At 50.5% G+C, this 22,535-nt stretch carries 22 protein-coding genes and 6 tRNA genes; 8 read left to right on the top strand and 20 right to left on the bottom strand.

Annotation, left to right across the window (positions count from 1 at the left end; genetic code table 11):
• Position 1: 1 nt before the first annotated feature.
• From rsxB to TK45_RS14915, 8 genes are all read right to left on the bottom strand, one after another.
• Positions 2 to 550, bottom strand: coding sequence for an electron transport complex subunit RsxB (gene rsxB, locus TK45_RS14950; RefSeq protein WP_131259651.1), 549 nt, complete (start codon positions 548 to 550; stop codon positions 2 to 4).
• Positions 547 to 1,131, bottom strand: a complete 585-nt coding sequence (rsxA, locus tag TK45_RS14945; RefSeq protein WP_131259650.1) for an electron transport complex subunit RsxA — start codon at positions 1,129 to 1,131, stop codon at positions 547 to 549. Before rsxA ends, rsxB begins: the two co-directional genes overlap by 4 nt.
• A 163-nt stretch (positions 1,132 to 1,294) precedes the next feature.
• Positions 1,295 to 1,371: transfer RNA gene (locus TK45_RS14940), tRNA-Asn, on the bottom strand.
• Positions 1,372 to 1,392: 21 nt separating this feature from the next.
• Positions 1,393 to 1,469, bottom strand: a tRNA-Asn gene (locus tag TK45_RS14935).
• A gap of 21 nt (positions 1,470 to 1,490) precedes the next feature.
• Positions 1,491 to 1,567: transfer RNA gene (locus tag TK45_RS14930), tRNA-Asn, on the bottom strand.
• A 21-nt stretch (positions 1,568 to 1,588) separates the two neighbouring features.
• Positions 1,589 to 1,665 (bottom strand) — tRNA-Asn (locus TK45_RS14925).
• Between the two features lie 21 nt (positions 1,666 to 1,686).
• Positions 1,687 to 1,763: transfer RNA gene (locus tag TK45_RS14920), tRNA-Asn, on the bottom strand.
• A gap of 21 nt (positions 1,764 to 1,784) precedes the next feature.
• Positions 1,785 to 1,861 (bottom strand) — tRNA-Asn (locus tag TK45_RS14915).
• 895 nt (positions 1,862 to 2,756) lie between these two features.
• Here TK45_RS14915 and TK45_RS14910 point away from each other — a divergent pair.
• The 4 genes from TK45_RS14910 (at position 2,757) to TK45_RS14895 (ending at position 9,076) form a co-directional block, all read left to right on the top strand.
• Positions 2,757 to 4,058 (top strand): MATE family efflux transporter, encoded by a 1,302-nt coding sequence (locus tag TK45_RS14910; protein WP_131259680.1) that lies wholly within the window; start codon positions 2,757 to 2,759, stop codon positions 4,056 to 4,058.
• Positions 4,055 to 6,064, top strand: coding sequence for an excinuclease ABC subunit UvrB (gene uvrB / locus TK45_RS14905; protein WP_131259649.1), 2,010 nt, complete (start codon positions 4,055 to 4,057; stop codon positions 6,062 to 6,064). Before TK45_RS14910 ends, uvrB begins: the two co-directional genes overlap by 4 nt.
• Before the next feature lie 75 nt (positions 6,065 to 6,139).
• Positions 6,140 to 6,682, top strand: coding sequence for a heme NO-binding domain-containing protein (locus TK45_RS14900; RefSeq protein WP_131259648.1), 543 nt, complete (start codon positions 6,140 to 6,142; stop codon positions 6,680 to 6,682).
• Between the two features lie 3 nt (positions 6,683 to 6,685).
• On the top strand, positions 6,686 to 9,076 hold the full coding sequence (locus TK45_RS14895) for a response regulator (RefSeq protein ID WP_131259647.1): 2,391 nt from the start codon (positions 6,686 to 6,688) through the stop codon (positions 9,074 to 9,076).
• Here TK45_RS14895 and TK45_RS14890 read toward each other — a convergent pair.
• Genes TK45_RS14890 through TK45_RS14880 form a run of 3 tightly spaced genes read right to left on the bottom strand, consistent with a single transcriptional unit; the run spans position 9,050 to position 11,085 of the window.
• Positions 9,050 to 9,562: a chemotaxis protein CheD gene (locus TK45_RS14890; RefSeq protein WP_217350845.1), complete on the bottom strand. Its 513-nt coding sequence runs from the start codon at positions 9,560 to 9,562 to the stop codon at positions 9,050 to 9,052. The genes TK45_RS14895 and TK45_RS14890 overlap by 27 nt on opposite strands.
• Positions 9,563 to 9,589: 27 nt before the next feature.
• Positions 9,590 to 9,961: a response regulator gene (locus tag TK45_RS14885; protein WP_217350844.1), complete on the bottom strand. Its 372-nt coding sequence runs from the start codon at positions 9,959 to 9,961 to the stop codon at positions 9,590 to 9,592.
• Entirely contained in the window at positions 9,958 to 11,085 is a 1,128-nt protein-coding gene (locus tag TK45_RS14880) for a PleD family two-component system response regulator (protein ID WP_131259645.1), read from the bottom strand. Before TK45_RS14880 ends, TK45_RS14885 begins: the two co-directional genes overlap by 4 nt.
• Before the next feature lie 195 nt (positions 11,086 to 11,280).
• On the opposite strand from TK45_RS14880, the gene TK45_RS14875 reads away from it, so the two are divergent.
• Positions 11,281 to 12,192: a LysR family transcriptional regulator gene (locus TK45_RS14875; RefSeq protein ID WP_131259644.1), complete on the top strand. Its 912-nt coding sequence runs from the start codon at positions 11,281 to 11,283 to the stop codon at positions 12,190 to 12,192.
• Here the strand turns inward: TK45_RS14875 and TK45_RS14870 are convergent.
• The 8 genes from TK45_RS14870 to queC form a co-directional block, all read right to left on the bottom strand.
• Positions 12,186 to 13,244, bottom strand: coding sequence for a chemotaxis response regulator protein-glutamate methylesterase (locus TK45_RS14870; protein ID WP_131259643.1), 1,059 nt, complete (start codon positions 13,242 to 13,244; stop codon positions 12,186 to 12,188). The genes TK45_RS14875 and TK45_RS14870 overlap by 7 nt on opposite strands.
• The gene (locus tag TK45_RS14865) at positions 13,237 to 14,064 is read right to left on the bottom strand and encodes a protein-glutamate O-methyltransferase CheR (RefSeq protein ID WP_131259642.1); all 828 of its coding nucleotides are present in this window, start codon (positions 14,062 to 14,064) and stop codon (positions 13,237 to 13,239) included. Before TK45_RS14865 ends, TK45_RS14870 begins: the two co-directional genes overlap by 8 nt.
• On the bottom strand, positions 14,039 to 14,560 hold the full coding sequence (locus tag TK45_RS14860; protein WP_131259641.1) for a chemotaxis protein CheW: 522 nt from the start codon (positions 14,558 to 14,560) through the stop codon (positions 14,039 to 14,041). The genes TK45_RS14865 and TK45_RS14860 overlap by 26 nt, the downstream gene beginning before the upstream one ends.
• 17 nt (positions 14,561 to 14,577) lie before the next feature.
• Positions 14,578 to 16,572 (bottom strand): methyl-accepting chemotaxis protein, encoded by a 1,995-nt coding sequence (locus tag TK45_RS14855; RefSeq protein ID WP_131259640.1) that lies wholly within the window; start codon positions 16,570 to 16,572, stop codon positions 14,578 to 14,580.
• Positions 16,556 to 18,634: a chemotaxis protein CheA gene (locus TK45_RS14850; protein ID WP_131259639.1), complete on the bottom strand. Its 2,079-nt coding sequence runs from the start codon at positions 18,632 to 18,634 to the stop codon at positions 16,556 to 16,558. Before TK45_RS14850 ends, TK45_RS14855 begins: the two co-directional genes overlap by 17 nt.
• Before the next feature lie 4 nt (positions 18,635 to 18,638).
• Positions 18,639 to 18,887 carry an STAS domain-containing protein gene (locus tag TK45_RS14845; RefSeq protein ID WP_131259638.1) on the bottom strand — a complete coding sequence of 83 codons (249 nt, stop codon included), beginning with the start codon at positions 18,885 to 18,887 and terminating at the stop codon, positions 18,639 to 18,641.
• 7 nt (positions 18,888 to 18,894) lie between these two features.
• Positions 18,895 to 19,257 carry a response regulator gene (locus TK45_RS14840; RefSeq protein WP_131259637.1) on the bottom strand — a complete coding sequence of 121 codons (363 nt, stop codon included), beginning with the start codon at positions 19,255 to 19,257 and terminating at the stop codon, positions 18,895 to 18,897.
• Between the two features lie 204 nt (positions 19,258 to 19,461).
• A complete protein-coding gene (gene queC, locus TK45_RS14835; RefSeq protein ID WP_131259636.1) occupies positions 19,462 to 20,118 on the bottom strand; it encodes a 7-cyano-7-deazaguanine synthase QueC in 657 nt (218 codons plus the stop codon).
• Between the two features lie 69 nt (positions 20,119 to 20,187).
• Here queC and queE point away from each other — a divergent pair, with 69 nt between their 5' ends.
• The 3 genes from queE to TK45_RS14820 are packed head-to-tail and all read left to right on the top strand — an operon-like array spanning position 20,188 to position 22,128.
• Positions 20,188 to 20,862, top strand: a complete 675-nt coding sequence (queE, locus tag TK45_RS14830) for a 7-carboxy-7-deazaguanine synthase QueE (RefSeq protein WP_131259635.1) — start codon at positions 20,188 to 20,190, stop codon at positions 20,860 to 20,862.
• 11 nt (positions 20,863 to 20,873) lie between these two features.
• A complete protein-coding gene (locus TK45_RS14825; RefSeq protein WP_131259634.1) occupies positions 20,874 to 21,260 on the top strand; it encodes a hypothetical protein in 387 nt (128 codons plus the stop codon).
• Positions 21,247 to 22,128: a transporter substrate-binding domain-containing protein gene (locus TK45_RS14820; protein ID WP_131259633.1), complete on the top strand. Its 882-nt coding sequence runs from the start codon at positions 21,247 to 21,249 to the stop codon at positions 22,126 to 22,128. The genes TK45_RS14825 and TK45_RS14820 overlap by 14 nt, the downstream gene beginning before the upstream one ends.
• On the opposite strand, the gene TK45_RS14815 is transcribed toward TK45_RS14820, so the two are convergent.
• On the bottom strand, positions 22,122 to 22,523 hold the full coding sequence (locus tag TK45_RS14815) for an ACT domain-containing protein (RefSeq protein ID WP_131259632.1): 402 nt from the start codon (positions 22,521 to 22,523) through the stop codon (positions 22,122 to 22,124). The two genes, TK45_RS14820 and TK45_RS14815, sit on opposite strands and share 7 nt — an antisense overlap.
• Positions 22,524 to 22,535 lie beyond the last annotated feature (12 nt).

The following is a 22,535-nucleotide window of genomic DNA, read 5'->3' as shown; positions in this document are numbered from 1 at the left end:
CTTAATCTACCTGCTTAATGGCGATAGGGTTAAGATCCCAACGCCAGTTAGTGATGCCGGTTTTGATCGGAACCATATCAATACAATCCACCGGGCAAGGCTCCACGCACAGGTCACAGCCGGTACATTCGCTGGTGATCACCGTGTGCATCTGGCGGGTCGCGCCGACAATGGCATCGACCGGGCAGGCCTGAATACACTTAGTGCAGCCGATACATTCATCTTCGCGGATAAAGGCGACTTTTTTAACTTCCGGCTCAGTGCTGCCACCATGTAAAGGTTTGGCTTCAACGCCCATCAGGTCCGCGAGGTTTTTGATGGTGGCTTCGCCGCCAGGAGGACATTTATTGATCTCGTCGCCGTTCGCGATCGCCTCAGCATAAGGACGGCAGCCGGGATAACCACACTGTCCGCATTGGGTCTGCGGGAGCAGGGCATCAATTTGTTCGACCAGCGGGTCGCCCTCCACTTTAAAGCGCAGTGCGGCGTAGCCAAGCAACAGCCCAAAGCCCAGCGCCAGCAGGGCAAGAATAATAAGTGCTGTGATCATCCGATTTTCACCAGCCCGCTGAAACCCATAAACGCCAAAGACATCAATCCGGCGGTGATCATGGCAATGGATGCACCTTTAAAATGTTTTGGCACATCTGCAGCGGCTAAGCGTTCACGCATGGCCGCAAATAAAATCAGTACCAGTGAGAAGCCAAGCGCGGCACCAAAGCCATACACAATGGAGTCCACCAGACCATGATTCTCGTTAATGTTAAGCAGGGCGACACCCAGTACCGCACAGTTTGTGGTAATCAAAGGTAAGAAGATGCCCAACAGGCGATAAAGAGTTGGACTGGTTTTATGTACCACCATCTCTGTGAATTGCACGACCACCGCGATGACCAGAATAAAGGTCAGGGTGCGAAGATAGCCGATCCCCAGAGGTAATAAGATGTAGTGTTCCACCAAATAGCTGGATAGCGAGGCTAGGGTGAGTACGAATGTCGTTGCTAACGACATACCGATGGCGGTCTCCAGTTTGCCCGACACACCCATAAACGGGCACAGGCCGAGAAACTTGACCAGCACAAAGTTATTGACCAATACGGTCGCAATCAGCAGTAACAGGTAGTCTGTCATTAATCAGAAACGTGGAACGCGTAGCAAAAAAACAGAGGGTATTATCCGAATTTCTTGACGAATTAACAACTTGATATTGCTCAGAATATCCCGAATCACAAGGGTATTTACGGTAAACTAATCAGGAATTTAGAAAGAGAGATAGTATAAGTGGAAGGTGCGTTGGCTCCCCCTCCCCGACTCGAACGGGGGACCTGCGGATTAACAGTCCGTCGCTCTAACCAACTGAGCTAAGGGGGAATCGAAAACGCGTTGTTGAGTTGGCTCCCCCTCCCCGACTCGAACGGGGGACCTGCGGATTAACAGTCCGTCGCTCTAACCAACTGAGCTAAGGGGGAATCGAAAACGCGTTGTTGCGTTGGCTCCCCCTCCCCGACTCGAACGGGGGACCTGCGGATTAACAGTCCGTCGCTCTAACCAACTGAGCTAAGGGGGAATCGAAAACGCGTTGTTGAGTTGGCTCCCCCTCCCCGACTCGAACGGGGGACCTGCGGATTAACAGTCCGTCGCTCTAACCAACTGAGCTAAGGGGGAATCGAAAACGCGTTGTTGCGTTGGCTCCCCCTCCCCGACTCGAACGGGGGACCTGCGGATTAACAGTCCGTCGCTCTAACCAACTGAGCTAAGGGGGAATCGAAAACGCGTTGTTGAGTTGGCTCCCCCTCCCCGACTCGAACGGGGGACCTGCGGATTAACAGTCCGTCGCTCTAACCAACTGAGCTAAGGGGGACCAGATTCAACGGGGGCGAATGATATGCATCGAACCTCACCCTGTCAATAAGGGAAATACAGATTTTCACGGGATTTGATTTGTTTGCCTGAAAGATGAGCAGGTTGGGCGTTTGCTAACCAAATTTGGGCGTTTTCGACAGGTTTATGATCGGCTGGAGGCAAATTAGCGTAATTAAATGTAAGCGCTTGCATCTAGCGCGGATTATTTCTTTTCAATGTTATAAAAAATTATAAAGGAATAAGAAAAAGGTATAAGTATAGGATCGCAATACTGGATCGATCATCAGCAGTTAATAAGATCCAGCCTGATTATGTCGGTTCAAACGTGAGTGATGACTTACAAAAATTCGATCACGATCATAGTGGACGCCCCGCGCGTCGTGCGTTGCTCCAAGTTATCCACGAAACCTGTGGATAAGTGTGTGTATGAGTGCTGGGCATAAGCTGCTCTGGATTAGCGGCTTATTCACAGTTTCACTTCAATTGACCCCTGTTCACTTATTAAAATTGTTATAATTCAACAATTTATGCATAGTTAATGAAATGTAAATAATGATGTGGGTTTGTTTGTAATTTAACCGTAATGCTTGTGTGTTGTTTATTTGTGCAGTGCTAAATAGTCCTAAAAAAGGCTTGTTTCCGGTTGGGATTTATGGCTGAGCGACATGAGTTGCCGGTCGAATGCGCGATATCGGTGAGAATTAGCCCGCTTTTGATCAATTAAGGTGCAATTGTTTGTTAATCAGGTTGTTACCATGACACGCCTTATTGGTTTGCGCTAACATGGCAGGACTATTTCATTAGATCGCAGAGATCCCTTGAGTCACTCATCATCTGTCAAACCTTCCCCGGTTAATTTACTCGAAGATCCCATTGGCCCAACCCTTAAACGTATGACGGTGCCGATGATTTACGGCATGATCCTGTTAATGACGTTTGGGTTGGTAGATACCTTCTTTGTTAGTTTGCTGGGCACCGATGAATTGGCTGCCATCAGTTTTACCTTTCCAGTCACCTTTACCGTGATCAGCCTGAACATTGGGCTTGGGATCGGCACCTCAGCGGTGATTGGCCGCTATCTTGGCCGTGGTGAGCAGCATTTAGCGCACGAATTTGGCACCGGGGCATTAATGCTGGCATTTTTGCTGGTGGGGGGATTGTGTTTAATCGGTTGGCTGACCATCGATCCCATCTTCCTGGCGCTGGGCGCCACCGCGCAGGAAATGCCACATATTCGCGATTACATGGGCACCTGGTATCTGGCCGGGATAATGCTGGCAATGCCCATGGTCGGCAACAGCGTGTTGCGCGGTGCCGGCGATACCAAAACACCCAGTAAGATCATGGCGGCCGGGGGGCTGATCAATGCGCTGCTGGATCCCCTGCTGATCTTTGGTTGGGGGCCGGTACCGGCGATGGGAATACAAGGGGCGGCACTGGCCACCCTGATAGCCTGGATTGTCGGTGTGATTACCATCATTTATTTGCTCGCTTTTCGGCGCAAACTGATCCTAGCGCGCTTGTTGACCTGGCCGGAATTTCGCGCCAGTAGTCGCGCGATTTTACATATTGGCTTACCAGCAGCGGGTGCCAATATGCTCACGCCACTGGCGGGCGGGGTGCTAACGGCCATTGTGGCTGGATTTGGCACGGAGGCAGTTGCGGCCTGGGGAGTGGGTAATCGCTTGGAATCTTTGGCGAGTATTATCGTGCTGGCACTTTCCATGAGCCTGCCGCCATTTATCAGTCAGAATTTTGGCGCCGGTAAGCTGCATCGGGTGGCTGAAGCCTACCGCCTGGCGATCCGCTTTGTGTTGGTGTGGCAATTTGTCATGTTTGCCGTGTTGTGGATTGCGTCAGGCTTACTGGCTGGCCTGTTTGCCAAGGAAGCACAGGTTGCTGAGTTGATCGGTTTATTTTTGTCGGTCGTACCGCTTGGCTATGGTTTGCAGGGCGTGATTATTTTGTCTAATTCCTCGTTTAATGCGATGCATAAGCCCATGTCCGCACTGGGGCTTAGCACCGCACGTTTATTTATCTTTTTTGTGCCGCTTTCATATTTCGGCAGTTTGTTATTTGGATTACACGGTATGTTCTGGGCGGGTATTGTGGCGAATTTGCTCACCGCAGGCCTGGCATATAGTTGGTTTAACCGGGTTATTAAGGCGGAATTAAACGCAGGAGTGACGGCATGAGTCGCGGTTTTACTCTGGCTTCTAATTATTCACCGGCTGGTGATCAACCCAAAGCCATCGAGGCATTGCTGGATGGGCTGGACGCCGGCTTAGCCCATCAAACCCTGCTGGGTGTGACCGGCTCAGGTAAAACCTTTACCATGGCCAATGTCATTGCGCGGACGCAAAGACCCACGTTAATTCTTGCGCATAACAAGACCCTGGCGGCGCAGTTATATGGGGAGATGAAAGAGTTTTTCCCGGATAACGCGGTAGAGTACTTCGTGAGTTATTACGACTACTACCAGCCAGAAGCGTATGTGCCGTCGACCGACACCTTTATCGAAAAAGATGCATCGATTAACGATCATATCGAGCAGATGCGTTTATCGGCGACTAAGGCCCTGATGGAGCGCCGCGACGTCATCATTGTGTCCAGTGTATCGGCGATATATGGCCTGGGCGATCCTGAGTCCTATATGAAAATGCTGCTGCATTTGCGTCAGGGCGATCTGATGGATCAACGGGACATACTACGCCGCCTGGCGGAATTGCAGTACACCCGAAATGACGTGGCCTTTGAGCGTGGCACGTTTCGGGTACGGGGCGATGTGATTGATATCTTCCCGGCCGACTCCGATCGCCTCGGGGTCAGAGTGGAGTTGTTTGATGCTGAGATTGAAAAAATCAGTTTGTTTGACCCTCTCACCGGCAGCATAGATAAAGTGGTGGCGCGTACCACCATTTTCCCGAAAACCCATTACGTCACGCCCCGAGAGAAAATCCTCGAAGCGATCGATCAGATTAAAGTGGAACTGGTGGATCGCCGCGCTCAGCTGAAAGACTTGAACAAGCTGATTGAAGAACAGCGTATTTCCCAGCGCACCCAGTTTGATATCGAAATGATGCTGGAATTGGGCTACTGCTCGGGCATTGAAAACTATTCGCGCTATTTGTCCGGTCGTGCGCCGGGAGAGCCGCCGCCAACCCTGATCGATTATTTTCCGGCCGATGGTTTGCTGTTTATCGATGAATCGCACGTGACCGTGCCGCAAATTGGCGCCATGTATAAAGGGGATCGTTCGCGTAAAGAAACCTTGGTGGAGTATGGCTTTCGCTTACCATCGGCGCTGGATAACCGGCCGCTGAAATTTGACGAATTTGAACGGCTCGCACCGCAAACCATTTATGTATCCGCGACGCCCGGTAAATATGAGCTGGAGCAGAGTAATGATGAAGTGGTTGAGCAGGTGGTGCGCCCCACCGGCTTGCTCGATCCGGTGCTTGAAGTGCGTCCGGTCGCGACCCAGGTTGATGATCTGTTATCTGAAATTCGTCTGCGGGTGGCCGACGATGAGCGGGTACTGGTGACCACGCTGACCAAAAAAATGGCGGAAGATTTATCGGATTACCTGCACGAACACGATGTCAAAGTGCGCTATTTGCACTCGGATATTGATACGGTTGAACGTATCGAAATTATTCGCGACCTGCGGATCGGTAAATTTGATGTGTTAGTGGGGATCAACCTGCTGCGTGAAGGCTTAGATATGCCAGAGGTATCGCTGGTGGCGATTCTGGATGCCGATAAAGAGGGCTTTTTGCGCTCCGATCGTTCACTGATCCAGACCATCGGCCGTGCGGCGCGCCACGTAAAAGGTAAAGCGATTTTATATGCGGATAAGATTACCGGCTCGATGCAACGGGCAATGGCGGAGACCGAACGGCGCCGTGAAGCGCAAATCGCGTTTAATCAGCAACATGGTATTACTCCCACCGCGTTGAATAAAAAAATCACCGACATCATGGACGTGGGAGAAGGCGAGGGCTCCGGTGGCATTAAGCTGCGCAAAGTGGCAGACAAAAAAGGCACATATCAGGCGAAGAGTGAGAAAGAGCTGTTGGCGGATATTGGTAAGCTGGAAAAGCAAATGTTTGCTTTTGCGCGCGATTTGGAATTCGAGAAAGCCGCGGCGCTGCGCGACGATATCGAGAATCTGCGCCAACAACTGCGCACAACTGCCTGATAATTCTTCAATAAATTTATTTGCGCTAATAGTACGCTGTCTATACTCAGTCTGACGTCATCAGAGGAGTAAGCTGTGAAAGGACTGGTATTTACTGAATTCATGTCGCTGGTCGAGTCGACCTGGGGTGAAGATATGGTGGACGATCTCATCGATGAGGTGAATCCACCGTCCGGGGGTGCATACACCACAGTCGCGACCTATACCTATGAAGAATTGGTTAGTCTGGTCAGTGCGCTGTCGGAAAAAACCGGGATCCCTGTGCCGCAATTAGTACACACTTTTGGTCGTTACCTGGGGCCAAGGTTTGCCAGCAAATTTCCGTTGTTTTTTACCACCTCGCCGGATCTGTTCGATCTACTCAAAAAAATTGATAACCATATTCATGTAGAGGTTCGCAAACTATACCCGGATGCGGAATTACCGCATTTTAGTTTTGAGCAGTCACAGCCAGATCTGCTGACGATGCATTATCGCTCCAGCCGACATTTGGGCGATTTGGCTCATGGCCTCATTGAAGCCTGCGCCGAATATTACCAAACCCCCATCCACATCGAACGTCAGCAACATGCCTGTGATGACGGTGCCCATGAAACGTTTCAGGTGCGCCGTCTCTGATTTATGACTGAAGACGACGATAAAATCCGCCGTTTGGAACGGCGTTTAGCAAGGGAAAAACAGGCCAGACAACTGGCAGAAAATCTGCTGGAAGAAAAAAGTCTGGCGCTTTTTACCAGTAATCAGCAGTTACTTAATCTCAGCCAGAATTTACAGCAGGAAGTGGCGCGGCAAACCCTGGAACTTGTGCAGGCCAGAGATGCGGCGCTGGCCAGCGCCAAAGCCAAGAGCGAATTTCTCGCCAATATGAGCCACGAAATCCGTACTCCGCTTAATGGGGTGCTGGGCATGTTGCACGCCCTGCAAAGTTGCGAAAATCCGGTGCAACGCAGCTCGCTGATCAATTCAGCGCTGGGGTCGAGCAAGTTATTGTTAGCCGTTATCAACGATATTCTGGATTTTTCAAAAATCGAGTCAGTCGGCATTGAACTGGAAGAGCAGGAGTTTGATCTGCGCCAGACGCTGGAATCAGTGGCGCACAGCTTCGCGCCAATGGCCAGAAGCAAAGGCATTGATGTGATTACCGAACTGGATATGCGCTTACCCTTTGCCTGCAAAGGAGATGGCTTTCGCCTGCAACAGGTAGTGAATAATCTGATATCCAATGCGGTTAAGTTTACCCAGCAGGGCCACATTATTTTGCGCGCGCAGGTGTTGGATAACGGCAAGATACGGATTGCGGTGGAAGATACCGGTTGCGGCATTGCCAGTGAAAACGTAGAGAAAATATTTCAGGCTTTCAATCAGGCGGATACCTCGGTCACCCGGCAATTTGGTGGCACCGGACTTGGCCTGGCGATTTGCGCCAAAATTCTGCAGGCGATGCACTGTCAGTTAAATCTGACCAGTGAGTTAAATCATGGCAGCTGTTTCTATTTTGATGTGCAACTGCGTGCTTTGGCGGATGGCAATATGCTCAGTTGGGTAGGAGCCCGGCTGCATGCCACAGGTATTATTGTGGTCAGTGCCAACAGCCGCTACATCGAAAAGTTTGAGCATATTTTTCGGCCTCTGGATCCGGCTTTTTTACGCGGCGTGACCTCCCTGCAGGATGTGGGCGAGGCCTTTATGCATGACGCCCCAAAAATTTGTCTCATTTATGATGTGGGTCAGCAGGGTAATGCCGACTTGCAGTTATTGCGCCGCTTACGTCAGCAACACCCTCATTTGCGCATCTTATGCCTGGAGAGCTATGACAACCATTACCTGGTAAGTGATGAGGTCGATGGCTACCTGTTAAAACCAGTCAGGGTACGTGAATTATTGCAGAGTATTCTGGATGAAGTGGTGTCTGAGCGGTTACAGATGTCACAGGGGGCCAAGCTCACTGTGCTACCGTGGCGGCATGTGCGAGTGCTGGTGGTCGATGATAATGATATTAACTTACAGGTGGCTAACTCGTTATTGTCCGAGTTGGGCTGTCATGTCACTTGTGCACAGGGAGGGAAGATAGCCCTGGAGCTGTTGGCTGAACGGGATTTTGACCTGGTGTTTATGGATATTCAAATGCCCGGTATGGATGGCATGACCACCACCCAAAAGATTCGGCAAATGGGCGGTAAATTTGCCGCGCTGCCGGTGATTGCGATGACAGCCCATGCCCTGGAAGAAGAGCGACAAAAGCATCTGAATGCCGGCATGGATGATCATGTTTCCAAACCCATCGAACCCACTGTCCTGTATCGGGTGCTTGAGCAATTTGTGCCGGCATCGAAACGGCTCGCGACTAAACCGGGGCCTTCCAATTCTCCCGCAGGGGCCAGCAGTGCAAAAGCAGATGACGAACCCTGGCATTCGTTATCCTTATCCGATGCGGCAACCCATTTACGTCAGCACCCGGCGTTACTGAACCGTTTACTGGTGCAGTTTCATCAGCAGTTTGCCGACGCTGCTGCACAGCTTGGCGAGGCCTTACAGCACGGCGATAACAAACGTGCCATTCATATTAGCCACAGTGTTAAAGGCGCAGGAGCGAATCTGGGCCTACAGACAATTTCGTCGTTGGCGGCACAGATTGAACAGACCCTGAAGCAGGGGAAGTCAGTGGAAGTATCCACGTTAACCGCGTTACAGCAGGCGTTTGAACCTTTGACGGTGTGGGTGAGTCAGCATCAAGCTGACGCAAGCACGCAGCCAGATATTGACCCATCTGAGCCACAAGGTGTCGAGCCGGAGCGAATGGCCGCGCAACTTGTGCAAATTCATCAGTTATTGCTAACCAATATGGGCAGTGCGATGCAGCACTGGCAAACCTTGTGGAAGCACTGTTCCGCGCCCCAACGGGCCGCATTGGCAGAGGTGGCCGATTGTCTGGAAAACTTCGAGGTGGAGCAGGCTCGACAACTATTGGCTCAACTGAATAACCAGTTAATTGCGGCCAGTGAGGATAGTTAAATCCTTATCGGATTTACGTGCATCGCGGAATTTTACCCACACGTCGCCGGTGGCAATATCAAAGATGATCCGCCGATATCCGAACTCGCCCACATGGGCTACCTGCAGATCACATCCCAATTGCATGACCAACTGAAATGCGGCTTCGACGTTGCGGTCGCCAATGGTTTGCGTCTCGCTATCAGTAATATAATTGCCCGGTTCTTTATTGAGCATATTACCGCCACCAAAAATTTTCGCCTCAAAGTCAGCGGGCGATAATTTGCGTTTGCTGATAGCGCGCTGGAATAGCTTTAAACAATCGTTCCCATAGCGTCCATCAAGGCCAGAGAGACGCTCTGACAAGCGTTCGGGCAGGGCAAAGTGACACATGCCACCTACCAATAATTGCGGGTGCCAAACGGTGACCGATACGCAGGAACCGAGCAGGGTATGGATATGAGTCTGTCGCCCGGCAAAATGAAAATCACCGACATTCAGAAACACTTTACTGCGGGCATGGTGCATCGGCAGTTAGATAAGTTTGTTAATGGCGCCTTGCAGAACCGGCGGGCGCAGGGGCTTATTCAGCCAGGCTTTGACGCCATACTCGCGTGCCTGTGCCTGTAAGTCTGGATTAGTTTCGGTGGTGAGCATTAACACTGGCGTGTACTGATAGTCTTCCCGTTGGCGCAGTTGCTGTAACAGGGTGATACCGTCCATTATCGGCATATTCACGTCACTGATAATTAAATGGAATTTATGCCCATCCAGCAGTTCTAACGCCTCCTGACCATTACTGGCTTCGGTGATTGCCAAACCGGTGCTGGCCAGAGTCATTTTGACCATTTGCCGCACAGAGGATGAATCATCCACAATCAGGATGTGTTTACCCTGATGCATCATTGGCCTCCCTTTGGGCGAATCGCCCGTTGCAGGTGATTAACAATATGTGAAAACTGTTCATCCATTTGTAACCCCTCCTCATAGGCCTGGAATATTTCGTCAGAGTGTCGTTCAATGGTGTCGAGCAGCGTTTGCTCCTGTTGTTCGGTCATGTGTTCATTGACCACAATCTTGTGAATATCCTGAGTAAGCGCATCCATGATCTCAATACTGCGCTGTTTGTTTTTGTTTTGCTGGTAATGCATGGTGGTCATAGAGTCCTGAATGTCCTGTAAAATGCTCAGAATCTCGGTATGTACCAGTAATGTCTCGAAGCGGCTCACCGCACCATCCAGCAGCAGTGCTAAGTGGTCACGGATGCGTCCGCAACGATCTTCATCATCCACCGGCATGTTTTTAATCAGCAGCGATACGGCATCATGATTCATAATCAGGCGTCGCCCTACCTGATTGATTCGTCCGCTGTCTCGCAATTTTTTCAAAAGTTCTACTTCCAGCGGCGGGGGCGATTCATCACCCATGTAGTGGTAGGTTTCCCAGGGCGTACGGATTTGCACACTGGCGTTAAGTTGCATGGAGGCAATGGCATCGTGCATCAAGCGGCACAGATCTTGAATTGACGGGCAGGCAAAACTTTCCCGCAAGAAGTGAATAATCACCCCCTGGTCGCCCAGATCGTGAATGGCCGTCATGGCGGTACGTAAATAGTCTTTGGCCTGTTGGCTTTGCGCCACGCGGTGTTTGTTGCGCTCAACCGCGAGGCGTACTTTTTGTTGTACTTCTTCGATGATCACCGGCTTGCACAGGTAATCGCTGCCACCCGACTCATAGCCGCGCAACATTTCGTCGGCACCCTGATTGGCGCTGATAAAAATCACGTCCACGTCGGCAGTATCTTGTTGTTGTTTGATCTGTTGGCAGGTTTCATAACCAGACATCCCTGGCATCATCACATCCAGTAAGATGACCTGCGGTGGCGCAGGCATTTGTGCCAGCAAATTCATCGCCTGCTCACCACTTTTGGCAACCGTGACCTGATACTCATCCTGCAGACAATTGAGGATAATCTGAATATCAATTGTGGAATCGTCGACAATTAAAATACGTGGACGTGAGTCATCCATGCATGCCTCTGGGCGGTTTAATACACCCCATTAGGTCTAGCAGACCAGACAGGTACTGCAAGTGATTGTTTAGCAGACAGAATCATTTTTTAGCGTGGAAATTCGTGGTCTTGTCAGCGATGAAAAATATTTGTTGCGCAGGGGTAGGGGCTCTATATAGTATAGAAAAGCATACCTTAAACATACAGGCTCAACATGCTAAACCGCTTACAAGAATCAGATATAAAATTATTGCGGGTCTTTTTTGCGGTCGCCTCCTGTAATGGCTTTACTGCGGCGGAACCGGTGTTACGCATGCAGCGGCCGAATATCAGTGCGGCGATCAAAAAATTGGAAGAGCGTCTGGAACTGGTGCTGTGCCATCGTGGCCGGGGCGGGTTTCAGATGACTAAGGAAGGTGAGGTAGTCTTTCAGGAGACCAAACGGATTTTTAATGCGTTTGATAACTTTGTCTTTAACCTGAAAAGCTTACATGACGATTATTCCGGCCATATCACCATTGTGCTGATGTCGGGATTGCCGATGAATGTCGTCAAAGCGGTCAGTCGCTCGGTTAAATCGGCGATGGATAAGTTCGAAGATATTCACTTCAATGTGCAGACCCGTCTGTATAACGAGGTGGAACACGCGGCATTGAGTGGCGAATGTCACCTGGTGGTGTCGTGCTATGACATGGTCAAACCTGAGTCGATAATATTTCATGAACTGCCATGCAGTATTGAAGGGCAGCTTTATTGCGCGAAAAGTCATGCGCTGGCGAAATGTATCGAGGCCATCCCGGATAATGTGAATTTAAAAGAGCACCCGGCCATAGGCATCACTGGTATGTCGCCTGCCAATTACATCGGTGATGAGCGTCGTTTGAATATTCAAACCTTCTCCGACTCTTACGAGTCATGTTTACCGGCGATTTTAACGGGTGAATATGTTGGCTTGTTACCGGATGCGTTTGTGGAAACCCACCCGTTTGGAGATGATCTGGTGCCTATCGGTGGCAGTGAATTTACCTTTAAACACACTATGTATGTGATGAATGGTAAAAACACCCGCATGAACCCGGTGCTGAAACACTTTATTCGGGAGCTGGAGTACTTTGTGACTCAATAGCCGGCTTCTTTAAGTGCGGCGGCACAAATGCGTTCAAGGGGCAGTTGCTGGACAACGGCCCCTTTTTTATAGGCTTCTTTCGGCATGCCGTATACCACACTACTGGTCTCATCCTGACCGATGGTATGCGCACCAGCCTCACGCATCTCCAGTAATCCGGCAGCGCCATCATCACCCATGCCGGTCAGAATGATCCCAACGGCATTGCTACCCACATAATTGGCGGCAGAACGCATCAATACATCGACCGAGGGCTTGTGTCTCGACACGGGCGGACCGTCCTGCAACTGCACCATATAGCGGGCACCGCTGCGGCGGATCATCATATGCATATTGCCCGGCGCAATTACCGCGTGGCCGCGTAGCAACGACATATTGTCAGTGGCTTCACGCACATTGATTTGGCAGAGACTATCCAGCCGTGCTGCAAAGGATTTAGTAAATCCCTCCGGCATATGTTGTACGATGGCTATGGCCGGACAATCAGATGGCATCCCCATCAGTACTGTTTTTATCGCTTCGGTACCACCGGTGGAGGCGCCGATAATGATCAGTTTTTCGGTGGTTTCGTGCATGGCGCGGCGGCCACCGGACGGTAAAATCACATCGGCATTGTGCTTTTCTCTGGCCTGCACTCGCTTAATCAACGGTTTTAAGCGGCTTTGCGCGGCGGCGCGCACCACATCAAAAAAGTATTGCTGATGTTGTTCTACAAACTGGCGCAGACCGATTTTGGGCTTTTGGATTATATCCACCGCACCCAGCTCCAGTGCCTGAATATGCGTGGTGCTGTTATCTCCCACCAGAGTAGAGCAGATGATCACAGGTATTGGATGCTGGTTCATGAGTTTGCGCAGAAACGTCAGCCCATCCATTTTGGGCATTTCCACGTCCAATAAGATTACATCCGGCACAACTCGTTTTAGCTTATCTGCCGCGATAAAAGGGTCGGGGGCGGAGGCCACCACCTCGATATCCGGCGCGCGGTTGAATAGCTCTTCCAGCGCATTGCGCACTAATGCGGAATCATCCACCAGCATGACTTTAATCATGGGCGCCTCCCTGGTTTAAGTGGTACACCGTAGGGGCTATCTGATGCAGACCATAGCGGTGGGCTTCGAGGCTTTCGGAGTGGCCGATAAAAAATAAGCCACCTGGTTTTAAACGACTGACAAAGCGCCGGATCAGCTGGTCCCGTTGCGCGCTGTTGAAGTAAATCATCACGTTACGGCAAAAAATCACATGGAACGGTCCCATACTGGCAAAATTACCGGTGATCAGATTAAACAAGCCAAAGCGCACGTGCTGGCGGATTTTTGGGCTAATGCGGATCTCGTCGCGAGTGGGGTCTTTGGCACGTAGCAGGTACTTTTTTCGCATAGCCAGCGGAACCGGTTCAACGTCATCATGCAGATAAATGGCCTGTTGGGCGATGTGCAGCACTGAGGTGGAAATATCGGTGGCCAGAATCGAATAATGTGGCATCCCGTGATCCTGCAACAACATCGCCAGCGTGTAGGGCTCTTCGCCACTGGAGCAACCTGCACTCCACAGCTTCAACTCGCCACGTACCTCTGGCAAGTGCGATAGCAACAAGGGGTAATGATTGGCCTCGCGGAAAAACTCGGTTTTATTGGTGGTCAGCGCATCAATCAGCAGCAGTTGCTCGTCATTGCGTGCATCCAGCGCATAATCGATATAATCATGCAGGGTCTCTATGCCCAGTTCGCGCTGGCGTTTACGCAGTCGCGTTTCAATTAACGTGCGTTTCTGGCGGGGTAACTGAATACCTGCTTGTTGATTGATATATTCCGCGACCTTTTGATGGTAGCGATCAGAAATTCCATCACTGGCTTTCGCTTGCGACTTCATGCTGTTGACTCGCTACGCTTCCGGATTCAAACGCTTGTTGCAGCTCTTCATGGGAAAAAATTTTGCTCATAGTTAGCAATACGATCAACTGCTCGTCGTGATCGGCAATTCCATAAATAAAACGATTATCTATGCTGGTACCAATATTGGGCGGTGGTTTTATCGCACCGACGTCAAGCTCCAGTACCTCACACACGCGGTCAGCAAGCACCCCGATGGAAGTGCGTTCATTATCCAGCATCAGTTCAATAATGATGATGCAGGTGTCTACGCTGATGGCCTGACAGCCAATATTAAAATAGCGACGCAGGTCAATCACCGGAATGACCTGGCCACGCAGGTTAGTCACCCCCAACATAAACTCCGGGGTGCGGGGGACTTTGGTGACCTCCCGGTATTCAATCACTTCCTGAATAATACCGATCTCGGTGCCAAAAAATTCATCATCCAGCACGAAAGACAGAATCTGCAGTTTTTCCAGTTTCGCATCATTCATAAACAGACCCACCGTGCTTAATAGTTGGTGAAGTCATCGTCGCTCATATCCAGCTCGATGCCTTTGCTTTTGCTGGGTTTAGCCATTTTTACCGGCATCGGCATGCTTTTCATTTTACTTTTGGGTTTGACCGGCGCACTGGAGCGACGTCCCTTGGTGTCTATCGTGAAAAAGCCCAATGCTTCATTCATTTGTTCTGCCTGTGCCGACAATTCCTCGGAGGTAGATGCCATTTCCTCGGCGGCTGCGGCAGATTGCTGCACCACCTGATCCAGCTGTTGAATGGCTTTATTGATTTCCGCCGCGCCCTTGTCCTGCTCAATGGCCGACGCACTGATTTCATTCACCAGTTCGGCGGTACGTTTAATATTGGGGACGAGAGAGTTGAGCATCTGGCCGGCACGTTCGGAGACAGATAAGCTGTCGCGGGATAATTCAACAATCTCACCGGCAGCACGCTGGCTGCGCTCCGCCAGTTTACGTACCTCTGCGGCTACCACGGTAAAGCCCTTGCCATGTTCACCGGCGCGGGCGGCTTCAATCGCGGCATTGAGTGCTAACAGGTTAGTCTGGCGGGCAATTTCTTCGATAATACCGATACGTTCGGAGATGTTTTGCATTGCCTCCACCGACTGCGATACTGCCACGCCGCTCTCCTCGGCATCTTTAGCGGCTTGTTGAGCAATTTGTTCGGTTTGACGGGCATTATCTGCACTATGGGAGATATTCGATGACATCTGCTCCATGGACGAGGCAACTTCTTCCAGTGAGGCAGCCTGTTCGGTCGCGCCTTCGGCAATTTGCTGACCGGTGCTGGATAGCTGAATACTGCCGGACGAGACATTTTCAGATGATTGTACGATATCGGCGATAATATCCCGCAGTTTGTCATTCATACCGCGTAGTCGTGAATACACGTCCTCACTGGCATAGCCATCCTGGAAATTGTGATTGAGATTACCAGAGGCGATATCATTGATTACCCGCGCCAGATTGCGTACCCGGGCATACACCATCAGCGCGATGACGACCGCAATAATCAGCGATACCACCGTGCAGGTTACCAGCAAATTGCGGGTTGACTGGTAATTTTCTTCCGCCTGTTTGACCGACTCATCCATTTGAGTTTGGTTGTTGCGCATCAGGGAATTGATGGCCTCTTCAATTTTGGCCACGGTGGGCTCGGCGTCACTAAGAAGCAGATTGAATGCCTTGGTATTGCCCGCCTCTGCAGACAGTTCGGTGATATCTAACTGGCCATTGGCAAAGGCATTGAAGTAATTAATAAGGCGGGTAATGTCATCACTATTATTAATCTTTTGCAGGTTATCCAGCGCATTTTTTGCCGACGTGCGGGCGTTTTCCAGTTTGCGCTCAATATCTTTCATTTCCGCATCGGTGCGCGCCAGAATATGGTTTTTCTCCTGGCGAATCATATTGCCTACACCGAATGTCACCTCAGACAGATAAACCAATTGTTGTCTGGCATTGGACGACTGACTGGCCCCCAACCGTTTTATTTCATCAGACAACTCATCGGTAACCTGCTGGGCCAGACGCCGGCCTTCACCGCTGCTTAGCGCCATCGCTTTTTGGTTGGAGTTAAGCAGACTAAAGTCAGCAATCCGCACGGCAATATCGAAATAGCGCTGCACGTCGCTGTTAATTTGCTCCAATGAGGCTTTGTTTTCGGGGGAAATAATATTGAGCAGACGAGCATAGCGATCCTGATATTGCACTTTTTCCTGATCAATACTGCTCAACAGTTTGCGCATCTCTGCCTCATCTGTGGTGAGGATCAATTTGCGCACGAGACCGCTGGTGGTCAGGATATTAGAACGCACCTGCGCGGACAGGCGCACCCGCTCAGCCGAGCCATTTATGGTGTCGTCCAGTCGTTGATACAGGCTAGACGTGGCATTAATCGCCAGCCCGCTGGCCAACAGCAATAGCACAATTAAAAGCGCGAAACTGGCTGTGATTAATGTGGTGAGGTTAATGCGGTTTAACATTGACGTTTGCTCCTAAGGTCGATTGAGCTAACTGGTACTTACACTGCTCATAAAAATCTGCGACATCCAGAATCAGCGCCACATTGCCATTGCCTAAAATGGTGGCACCTAACAGCCCCCGAACCTGGCGATACATTTTGCCAAGATTCTTGATAACGGTTTGGTGTTGGCCGACAACTTCATCGACTGTGATGCCGAATCGTTCATCGGCAATGCGGGTGACGATGGTTTGTTCGATAGCGGGTCCCTCGCCAGTGATAGAGAAGGCTTCGCGTAATCGGGCTGCCGAGATGCGTTCACCCCGGTGTTTAATCAGGCGCGGTCCCTGGCGGTGATATTCCCGCGGACTTTCCACACATTCTTCCACCGCAGACAGGGGTAAAATAAAGTGCTCGTCGCCGACTTTGACCATCAGCCCATCGATGATGGCCAGGGTAAGCGGCAAATAGATATTAATTTGGGTGCCCTGACCGGCATGACTACTAATGTGAATGGTGCCTTGCAGGCTTTCGATAGAGGTTTTCACCACATCCATACCAACCCCACGCCCGGACACATCCGAGACTTTCTCGGCGGTGGAAAAGCCCGGTTCAAAAATCAGTTGGTGGATATGGTCATCATTGAGTTGGCTATGTTCGTTAATCAGGCCGCGTTCAATGGCTTTTTGGCGAATACGATCTGTGTTCAAGCCTCCGCCATCGTCTTTGATCACAATTTTAATCTGGCCATCTTCATGCACGGCGCCAAGGGTAATCGAGCCTTCCCGCGGTTTCCCTTTTTCGGCGCGCACCTCTGGCATTTCGATGCCGTGATCGAGGCTGTTGCGCAGCAGGTGCACCAGCGGATCGCCGATACGCTCAAGTACCATTTTGTCCATTTCGGTTTCGGCACCAAAGGTGTGTAAACGCACTTCTTTTTTCAGATCCACGCTGAGGTCGCGGATCAGGCGGCGGAAGCGACCAAACGTTGAGCCGATGGGTAACATTCGGATGTCAAACGTGTGATCGCGCACCCCCGCGGTCAGCATGGCCAACTCTTCAGCGATGGTTTTTAGTTTATCGTCATTGGTTTCTACCGCATGCTGACTGATGGCCGATTGGACTATGACCAGTTCACCGACCAGGTTCATCAAACTATCCAGTTTGCTGGCGGGGACTTTCAGAGTTTGCTGGGGAGCATCCTGAGATTGCGTTTGTTTTCGAATAAATTCCTGCTGTTGTAATGCCTGATTGATCTGGTGATCCGTTGCAATTCCTTTATCGCGCAATACCTCTCCGGTGCGGGGTTTGCTATCCAGCATCATTTCCATTTGTTCGGTGCTGACCACGCCATTTTCGACCAATAAATCCCCCAATCGGGCGTCTTCAAGGACGGATATTTTTTCAATCTGAATCTGCCAGTCACCCTCAACGAACATGAAGGCTTCGTCGATACTGCTGCGAGGAACATTACAGCTGAGCAACAGGGTAAAGTGCAGCATACAACTGAGCGGATTGAATGGCGTATCCGGAGCGTGCCAGCGATAGCTCACCAAGGACTCGCCGAGCCCCTGTAATTCGCGGATCACAGGTAAGACATCAAAGCCCTCGGTAAAGGTCGTAGTATGCGGGGTCATTTCGATTCGCCAATATCCCGCCAGGCTATCAGCTTCGCTAACTGTGGATTTGGCGGGGGCAGTGGCGGGGGCACTTTGTGTCACAGGTGCCAGTTGGTGTAAACGGGCCAGCAGGGCTTCGCTTTGCACCATTAATTCTGGCGGCGATTGTTGCTCGATAAGACTTTTTATATGGTCGCGGCATTCCAGAATGAGGCTGGACATGGCCGCGGTGAGGGCGAATTCACCATTGCGCACGCGGTCAAAAAAGGTTTCCAGATGATGAGTAAAATAAGACACATGGTCAAAGCCGACCATGCCCGCCGAGCCCTTGATCGTGTGCATGGCGCGAAAGGCTGTGTTGATCAATTCGGCATTGCCGGGCGAGTCTTCCAGCTCCAGTAACGCTTCTTCCAGCGCCTGCAGGTGCTCAAAGGACTCATCCACGAAGATTTGTACTAAGTCCATTGGCTTAGTCCTTTGCTGCCAGCAAATCTTGCATGCCAAGCAGCGGCGCGGCGCTTTGGATACATTCGCTGAGGTTAATCAGCGAGGCGAGCTGTTGCTGTTGGCAATAACAGAGTAATTGCAAGCCACTACCATCCACTTCTGTAACATTGCCACAGTCAAGGGTGAGGTCCTGTCCTTCGGCTTCCACAATGCTGGAATATAAGGCCTCGACATTGAAAATATTGAGTTCTTCCGGCGCACTGATAATCATAAGCGGATTAGATAAGTTTATTCACAATACTGATGAGCATTTCGGGTTTAAAAGGTTTGACCATCCAGGCTTTCGCCCCCAGCTCTTTGCCTTTTTGTTTGAGGTCTTCCCGTGATTCGGTGGTCAGCATTAACACCGGTGTAAATTGATAGGATGGATTGGCTTTAATTTTGCCCAGCAGCGTCATGCCATCCATATTGGGCATGTTCACATCGCTGATAATCAAATGCACCCGATTGCCATTAAGCTTGCTCAGCGCATCGACCCCATCATTGGCTTTGACTACGCTAAAGCCCGCGTCGGTCAGAGTCAGTGCGACCATTTCGCGCATCGACATGGAATCATCAACGATCATGATGGTTTTACTCATTAGTACCCCTCTGTACTGCTGTTGAATAACGATGGCCCGGTGAATAATTTGTTTAATGCGAATGGAGGGCAGTGCAGATGCCACTTACAGAAACCGGGCAGACAAAAAACTAGTCCGGGATTGGCAAATGCGCAAATTTAATAAGAGGTAAAAAACAGGGATGTAAATGAGAGTGGCCGGGCGGGGGTAACCGGCCAGATGTGGTTATTCGTAGGTAAGGGGATCCTGCTGGCCATTTTCCCGAAACGCTTCCAAACGCTCCTGACAGGCGCCGCATTTACCGCAGGCTTTTTCACGACCGTTGTAGCAAGTCCAGGTCTGGCTGTAGTCCAGCCCCATGGCCAGGCCATCGCGCAAAATCTCGGTTTTGTCGTTATGCAAATAAGGCACGTCGATACTGACGGCCTCATAGTTTGCGATGGCGCAGACATCATTCATCTTTTCCACAAACAGTGGGCGACAATCCGGATAAATCGCATGGTCGCCACCATGGGCGCCGTAGTAAACCTGTTCCGCGCCCAGTGAGACCGCATAGCCCACCGCCAGTGATAACAGAATCATATTGCGGTTCGGCACCACGGTTTGTTTCATATTGTCATCTTCATAGTGGCCTTCAGGCATATCCATCTCTGAGGTCAGCGCCGAGCCGGCCAGCAAGCTGTTAATACTGCTGATATCGACGACTTTATGATTGATACCCAGTGTTTGACAGACGCGCGCGGCGTAATCCAGTTCCTTTTTATGTTTCTGTCCGTAATTAAACGACAGGGCGTAGACCTTTGTACCACTGCAATGAACCTTGTTTAACAGGGTAAATGAGTCCATTCCACCGGAATAGATTACAACTGCCTTTTGTGCCATGGGCTTGCCTTCTTTATACTATGGGGATTAACCCGCTGAATTTTATTGAATTGTACCCTGAAACGAAACATGCAGACCTATAAGATTAACGAAGTATTTCAATCCATTCAGGGTGAAGGCGCCTTTACCGGCGTGCCCTCTGTGTTTATCCGCATTCAAGGCTGTCCGGTGGGATGCAGTTGGTGCGATACCAAACATACCTGGACTGTGGATCCTGAATTAAAAACCAGCAGTGCTGCCGTACTGGCAAAATCTGAGCCTGATGAGTGCTGGTTTGAAGCCACCGCACTGGATCTAATCAGCCTGATGGAGACTGAAGGCTATAAAGCCCGGCACATTATTATCACCGGTGGTGAGCCATGTATGTACGATCTCACCAGCCTGACCTCGGCGCTGCTGGATCAGGGCTTTAGTGTGCAAATCGAAACCAGTGGTACGTTTGAGGTGATAGCTGATCCGCGCACCTGGGTGACGGTGTCGCCCAAAGTGGGCATGCAAGGCGGCTATGCGGTATTGGATCAACCGTTAAACGTTGCCAGTGAAATCAAACATCCGGTTGCGATGCAAAAACATGTGGACGACCTCAAAGCGCTGCTTGCACGCCCTGCATGTAATAGCAACGCGCTGGTATATTTACAGCCGATCAGTCAGCAGACCCGTGCCACTGAGCTAGCCGTCGCACAATGCATTGACAATAACTGGCGTTTATCGCTACAAACACACAAGTTTATCGGGATTGAGTAACAGGACGTCGCATGACAATTGAGCAGTTTTTCAAGGCATACGCCAGGGAATTTGAGATGGGTAATACTCAGGCCTTAGTCGAGTATTATTCAGAGCCATCCATGGATATGTGTGGTGACGCCACCACCGTGTTGCAATCCCAACAGGACATCTCCGATTACTTGCAGCAGATTATTCAACAATGCACAGCTATGGGAATGGCCAAATTAAGTGCGAAAATGCAGACTCAAATGAGTCTGGCTGATGATATTACCTTTTGTGTGGTGCGCTGGACGCTGGAGTCTGCGGATGGTGCAACGCTGATGGTGACACCAACGTCCTACACGCTTAAATGCAAACAGGGCGAACCATGTAAAATTATTGCATCTGTCAGGGAGCAACTGGGTGTTCAGGCCTAATTTCACACGCTGGTTATGTCTTGCTTTATTGCTGCCAGGTCTGGCACACGGGGCGGTTTGGGAACTGACCTATCCGCAGCCAAGTGATGAAGAGAATCCACTCAATCAATATCCGATCCAGTTATTGCATCTGGCGTTGGCTGAGACAGGCGTAAAGTATCGTTTGTTACCGTCCCGTCGCCATCTGGAACAGGGTCAGGCGATTAAAAGCCTGGCAGCCGCGCGGGAAATTTCGGTGCTATGGAGCATGACCGATGCCAGCCGCGAGAGCCAGTTACGGCCGATCCGTATTCCGATTTATAAAGGATTGATTGGTCTGCGCCTGTTTTTGGTCGGCAAAGACAATGTCCAGCAAGTCGCGACGATTGACTCCCTCACCGGCCTGCGCACCCTGAAAATGGTGCAGGGCAAAGATTGGCCGGATACTAAGATATTGCAGTTCAATGGTTTCGATGTGGTGTCGTCTGCCATCTATGACAAATTATTTGGCATGCTCAATGATGGTCAGGCGCAATTGTTCCCGCGCTCGGTGGTAGAAATCTGGCTGGAACAAGACACCTTTGGCCAGCAATATCCTATTGAAATAGAGCAATCCATGGGGATTTACTATCCCACCGCGGTGTACTTTTTTGTGAATAAGAAAAATACGGTGCTGGCTAACTTATTGCAGACGGGGCTGGAAAAAGCCCTGGCGGACGGCACTTTTGATGAGCTGTTTGAGCGCCATTACCGCGGTTACCTGGATAATGCCAATCTGACTAAACGCAGTATCTTTGAATTGGAAAACCCGGTTTTACCGGCGGGCACCCCATTGAATAACAAGGCGTTATGGTATCCGGTTAATACAATAAAGTTACCGGCTCAATAATCTTTCGTCAGCCCCTGTAACACTTGCATGGCCTGTTCTGCCTGTGCACAGGGGATTAATATATGGTCATGGTAGTAACCGGCCAGCATGTTAGCGCTGACACCGTTTTGCGCCAATGCGCCGGATACGGCCGCGGTCAATCCTACCGCTTCCAAGCTGGAATGAATAGTCAGACACACGCAATGAAACGGTCCTTGCCAGCTAAGTTGTAATGCATCGGCTTTTTGTCTGGTTAACACCAGCGTTAAGCCTTCCCGCTCGTGGATATAGGCCAGACAATCCTCATCAGTTATCCCATCGGGTCGTTGCTTTACGCAACAATACACATATTCGGTGCTGTCCAACTCAGGGGTGAGATTGGCCAGTAATCGGGCCAGATTAGTTTCTCCGGACATGCTTGTCATCTC

The organism is Bowmanella sp. JS7-9 (assembly GCF_004329715.1).
In the GTDB taxonomy this organism is placed as follows: domain Bacteria; phylum Pseudomonadota; class Gammaproteobacteria; order Enterobacterales; family Alteromonadaceae; genus Pseudobowmanella; species Pseudobowmanella zhangzhouensis.
Note: the sequence above shows the minus strand (reverse complement) of the source record. Positions and strands in the feature narration are given on the sequence as shown.

Bases quoted from the DNA above. Each gene is read 5' to 3' on its own strand.
- TK45_RS14880 (WP_131259645.1), bottom strand. From the start codon at position 11,085: ATGGATGACTCACGTCCACGTATTTTAATTGTCGACGATTCCACAATT.
- TK45_RS14870 (WP_131259643.1), bottom strand. From the start codon at position 13,244: ATGATTAAAGTCATGCTGGTGGATGATTCCGCATTAGTGCGCAATGCG.
- TK45_RS14815 (WP_131259632.1), bottom strand. From the start codon at position 22,523: ATGTCCGGAGAAACTAATCTGGCCCGATTACTGGCCAATCTCACCCCT.
- uvrB (WP_131259649.1), top strand. From the start codon at position 4,055: ATGAGTCGCGGTTTTACTCTGGCTTCTAATTATTCACCGGCTGGTGAT.
- TK45_RS14875 (WP_131259644.1), top strand. From the start codon at position 11,281: ATGCTAAACCGCTTACAAGAATCAGATATAAAATTATTGCGGGTCTTT.
- TK45_RS14860 (WP_131259641.1), bottom strand. From the start codon at position 14,560: ATGAATGATGCGAAACTGGAAAAACTGCAGATTCTGTCTTTCGTGCTG.
- TK45_RS14845 (WP_131259638.1), bottom strand. From the start codon at position 18,887: ATGATTATCAGTGCGCCGGAAGAACTCAATATTTTCAATGTCGAGGCC.
- TK45_RS14850 (WP_131259639.1), bottom strand. From the start codon at position 18,634: ATGGACTTAGTACAAATCTTCGTGGATGAGTCCTTTGAGCACCTGCAG.
- queC (WP_131259636.1), bottom strand. From the start codon at position 20,118: ATGGCACAAAAGGCAGTTGTAATCTATTCCGGTGGAATGGACTCATTT.
- rsxA (WP_131259650.1), bottom strand. From the start codon at position 1,131: ATGACAGACTACCTGTTACTGCTGATTGCGACCGTATTGGTCAATAAC.
- TK45_RS14840 (WP_131259637.1), bottom strand. From the start codon at position 19,257: ATGAGTAAAACCATCATGATCGTTGATGATTCCATGTCGATGCGCGAA.
- rsxB (WP_131259651.1), bottom strand. From the start codon at position 550: ATGATCACAGCACTTATTATTCTTGCCCTGCTGGCGCTGGGCTTTGGG.
- queE (WP_131259635.1), top strand. From the start codon at position 20,188: ATGCAGACCTATAAGATTAACGAAGTATTTCAATCCATTCAGGGTGAA.
- TK45_RS14825 (WP_131259634.1), top strand. From the start codon at position 20,874: ATGACAATTGAGCAGTTTTTCAAGGCATACGCCAGGGAATTTGAGATG.
- TK45_RS14865 (WP_131259642.1), bottom strand. From the start codon at position 14,064: ATGAAGTCGCAAGCGAAAGCCAGTGATGGAATTTCTGATCGCTACCAT.
- TK45_RS14855 (WP_131259640.1), bottom strand. From the start codon at position 16,572: ATGTTAAACCGCATTAACCTCACCACATTAATCACAGCCAGTTTCGCG.
- TK45_RS14895 (WP_131259647.1), top strand. From the start codon at position 6,686: ATGACTGAAGACGACGATAAAATCCGCCGTTTGGAACGGCGTTTAGCA.
- TK45_RS14910 (WP_131259680.1), top strand. From the start codon at position 2,757: ATGACGGTGCCGATGATTTACGGCATGATCCTGTTAATGACGTTTGGG.
- TK45_RS14885 (WP_217350844.1), bottom strand. From the start codon at position 9,961: ATGATGCATCAGGGTAAACACATCCTGATTGTGGATGATTCATCCTCT.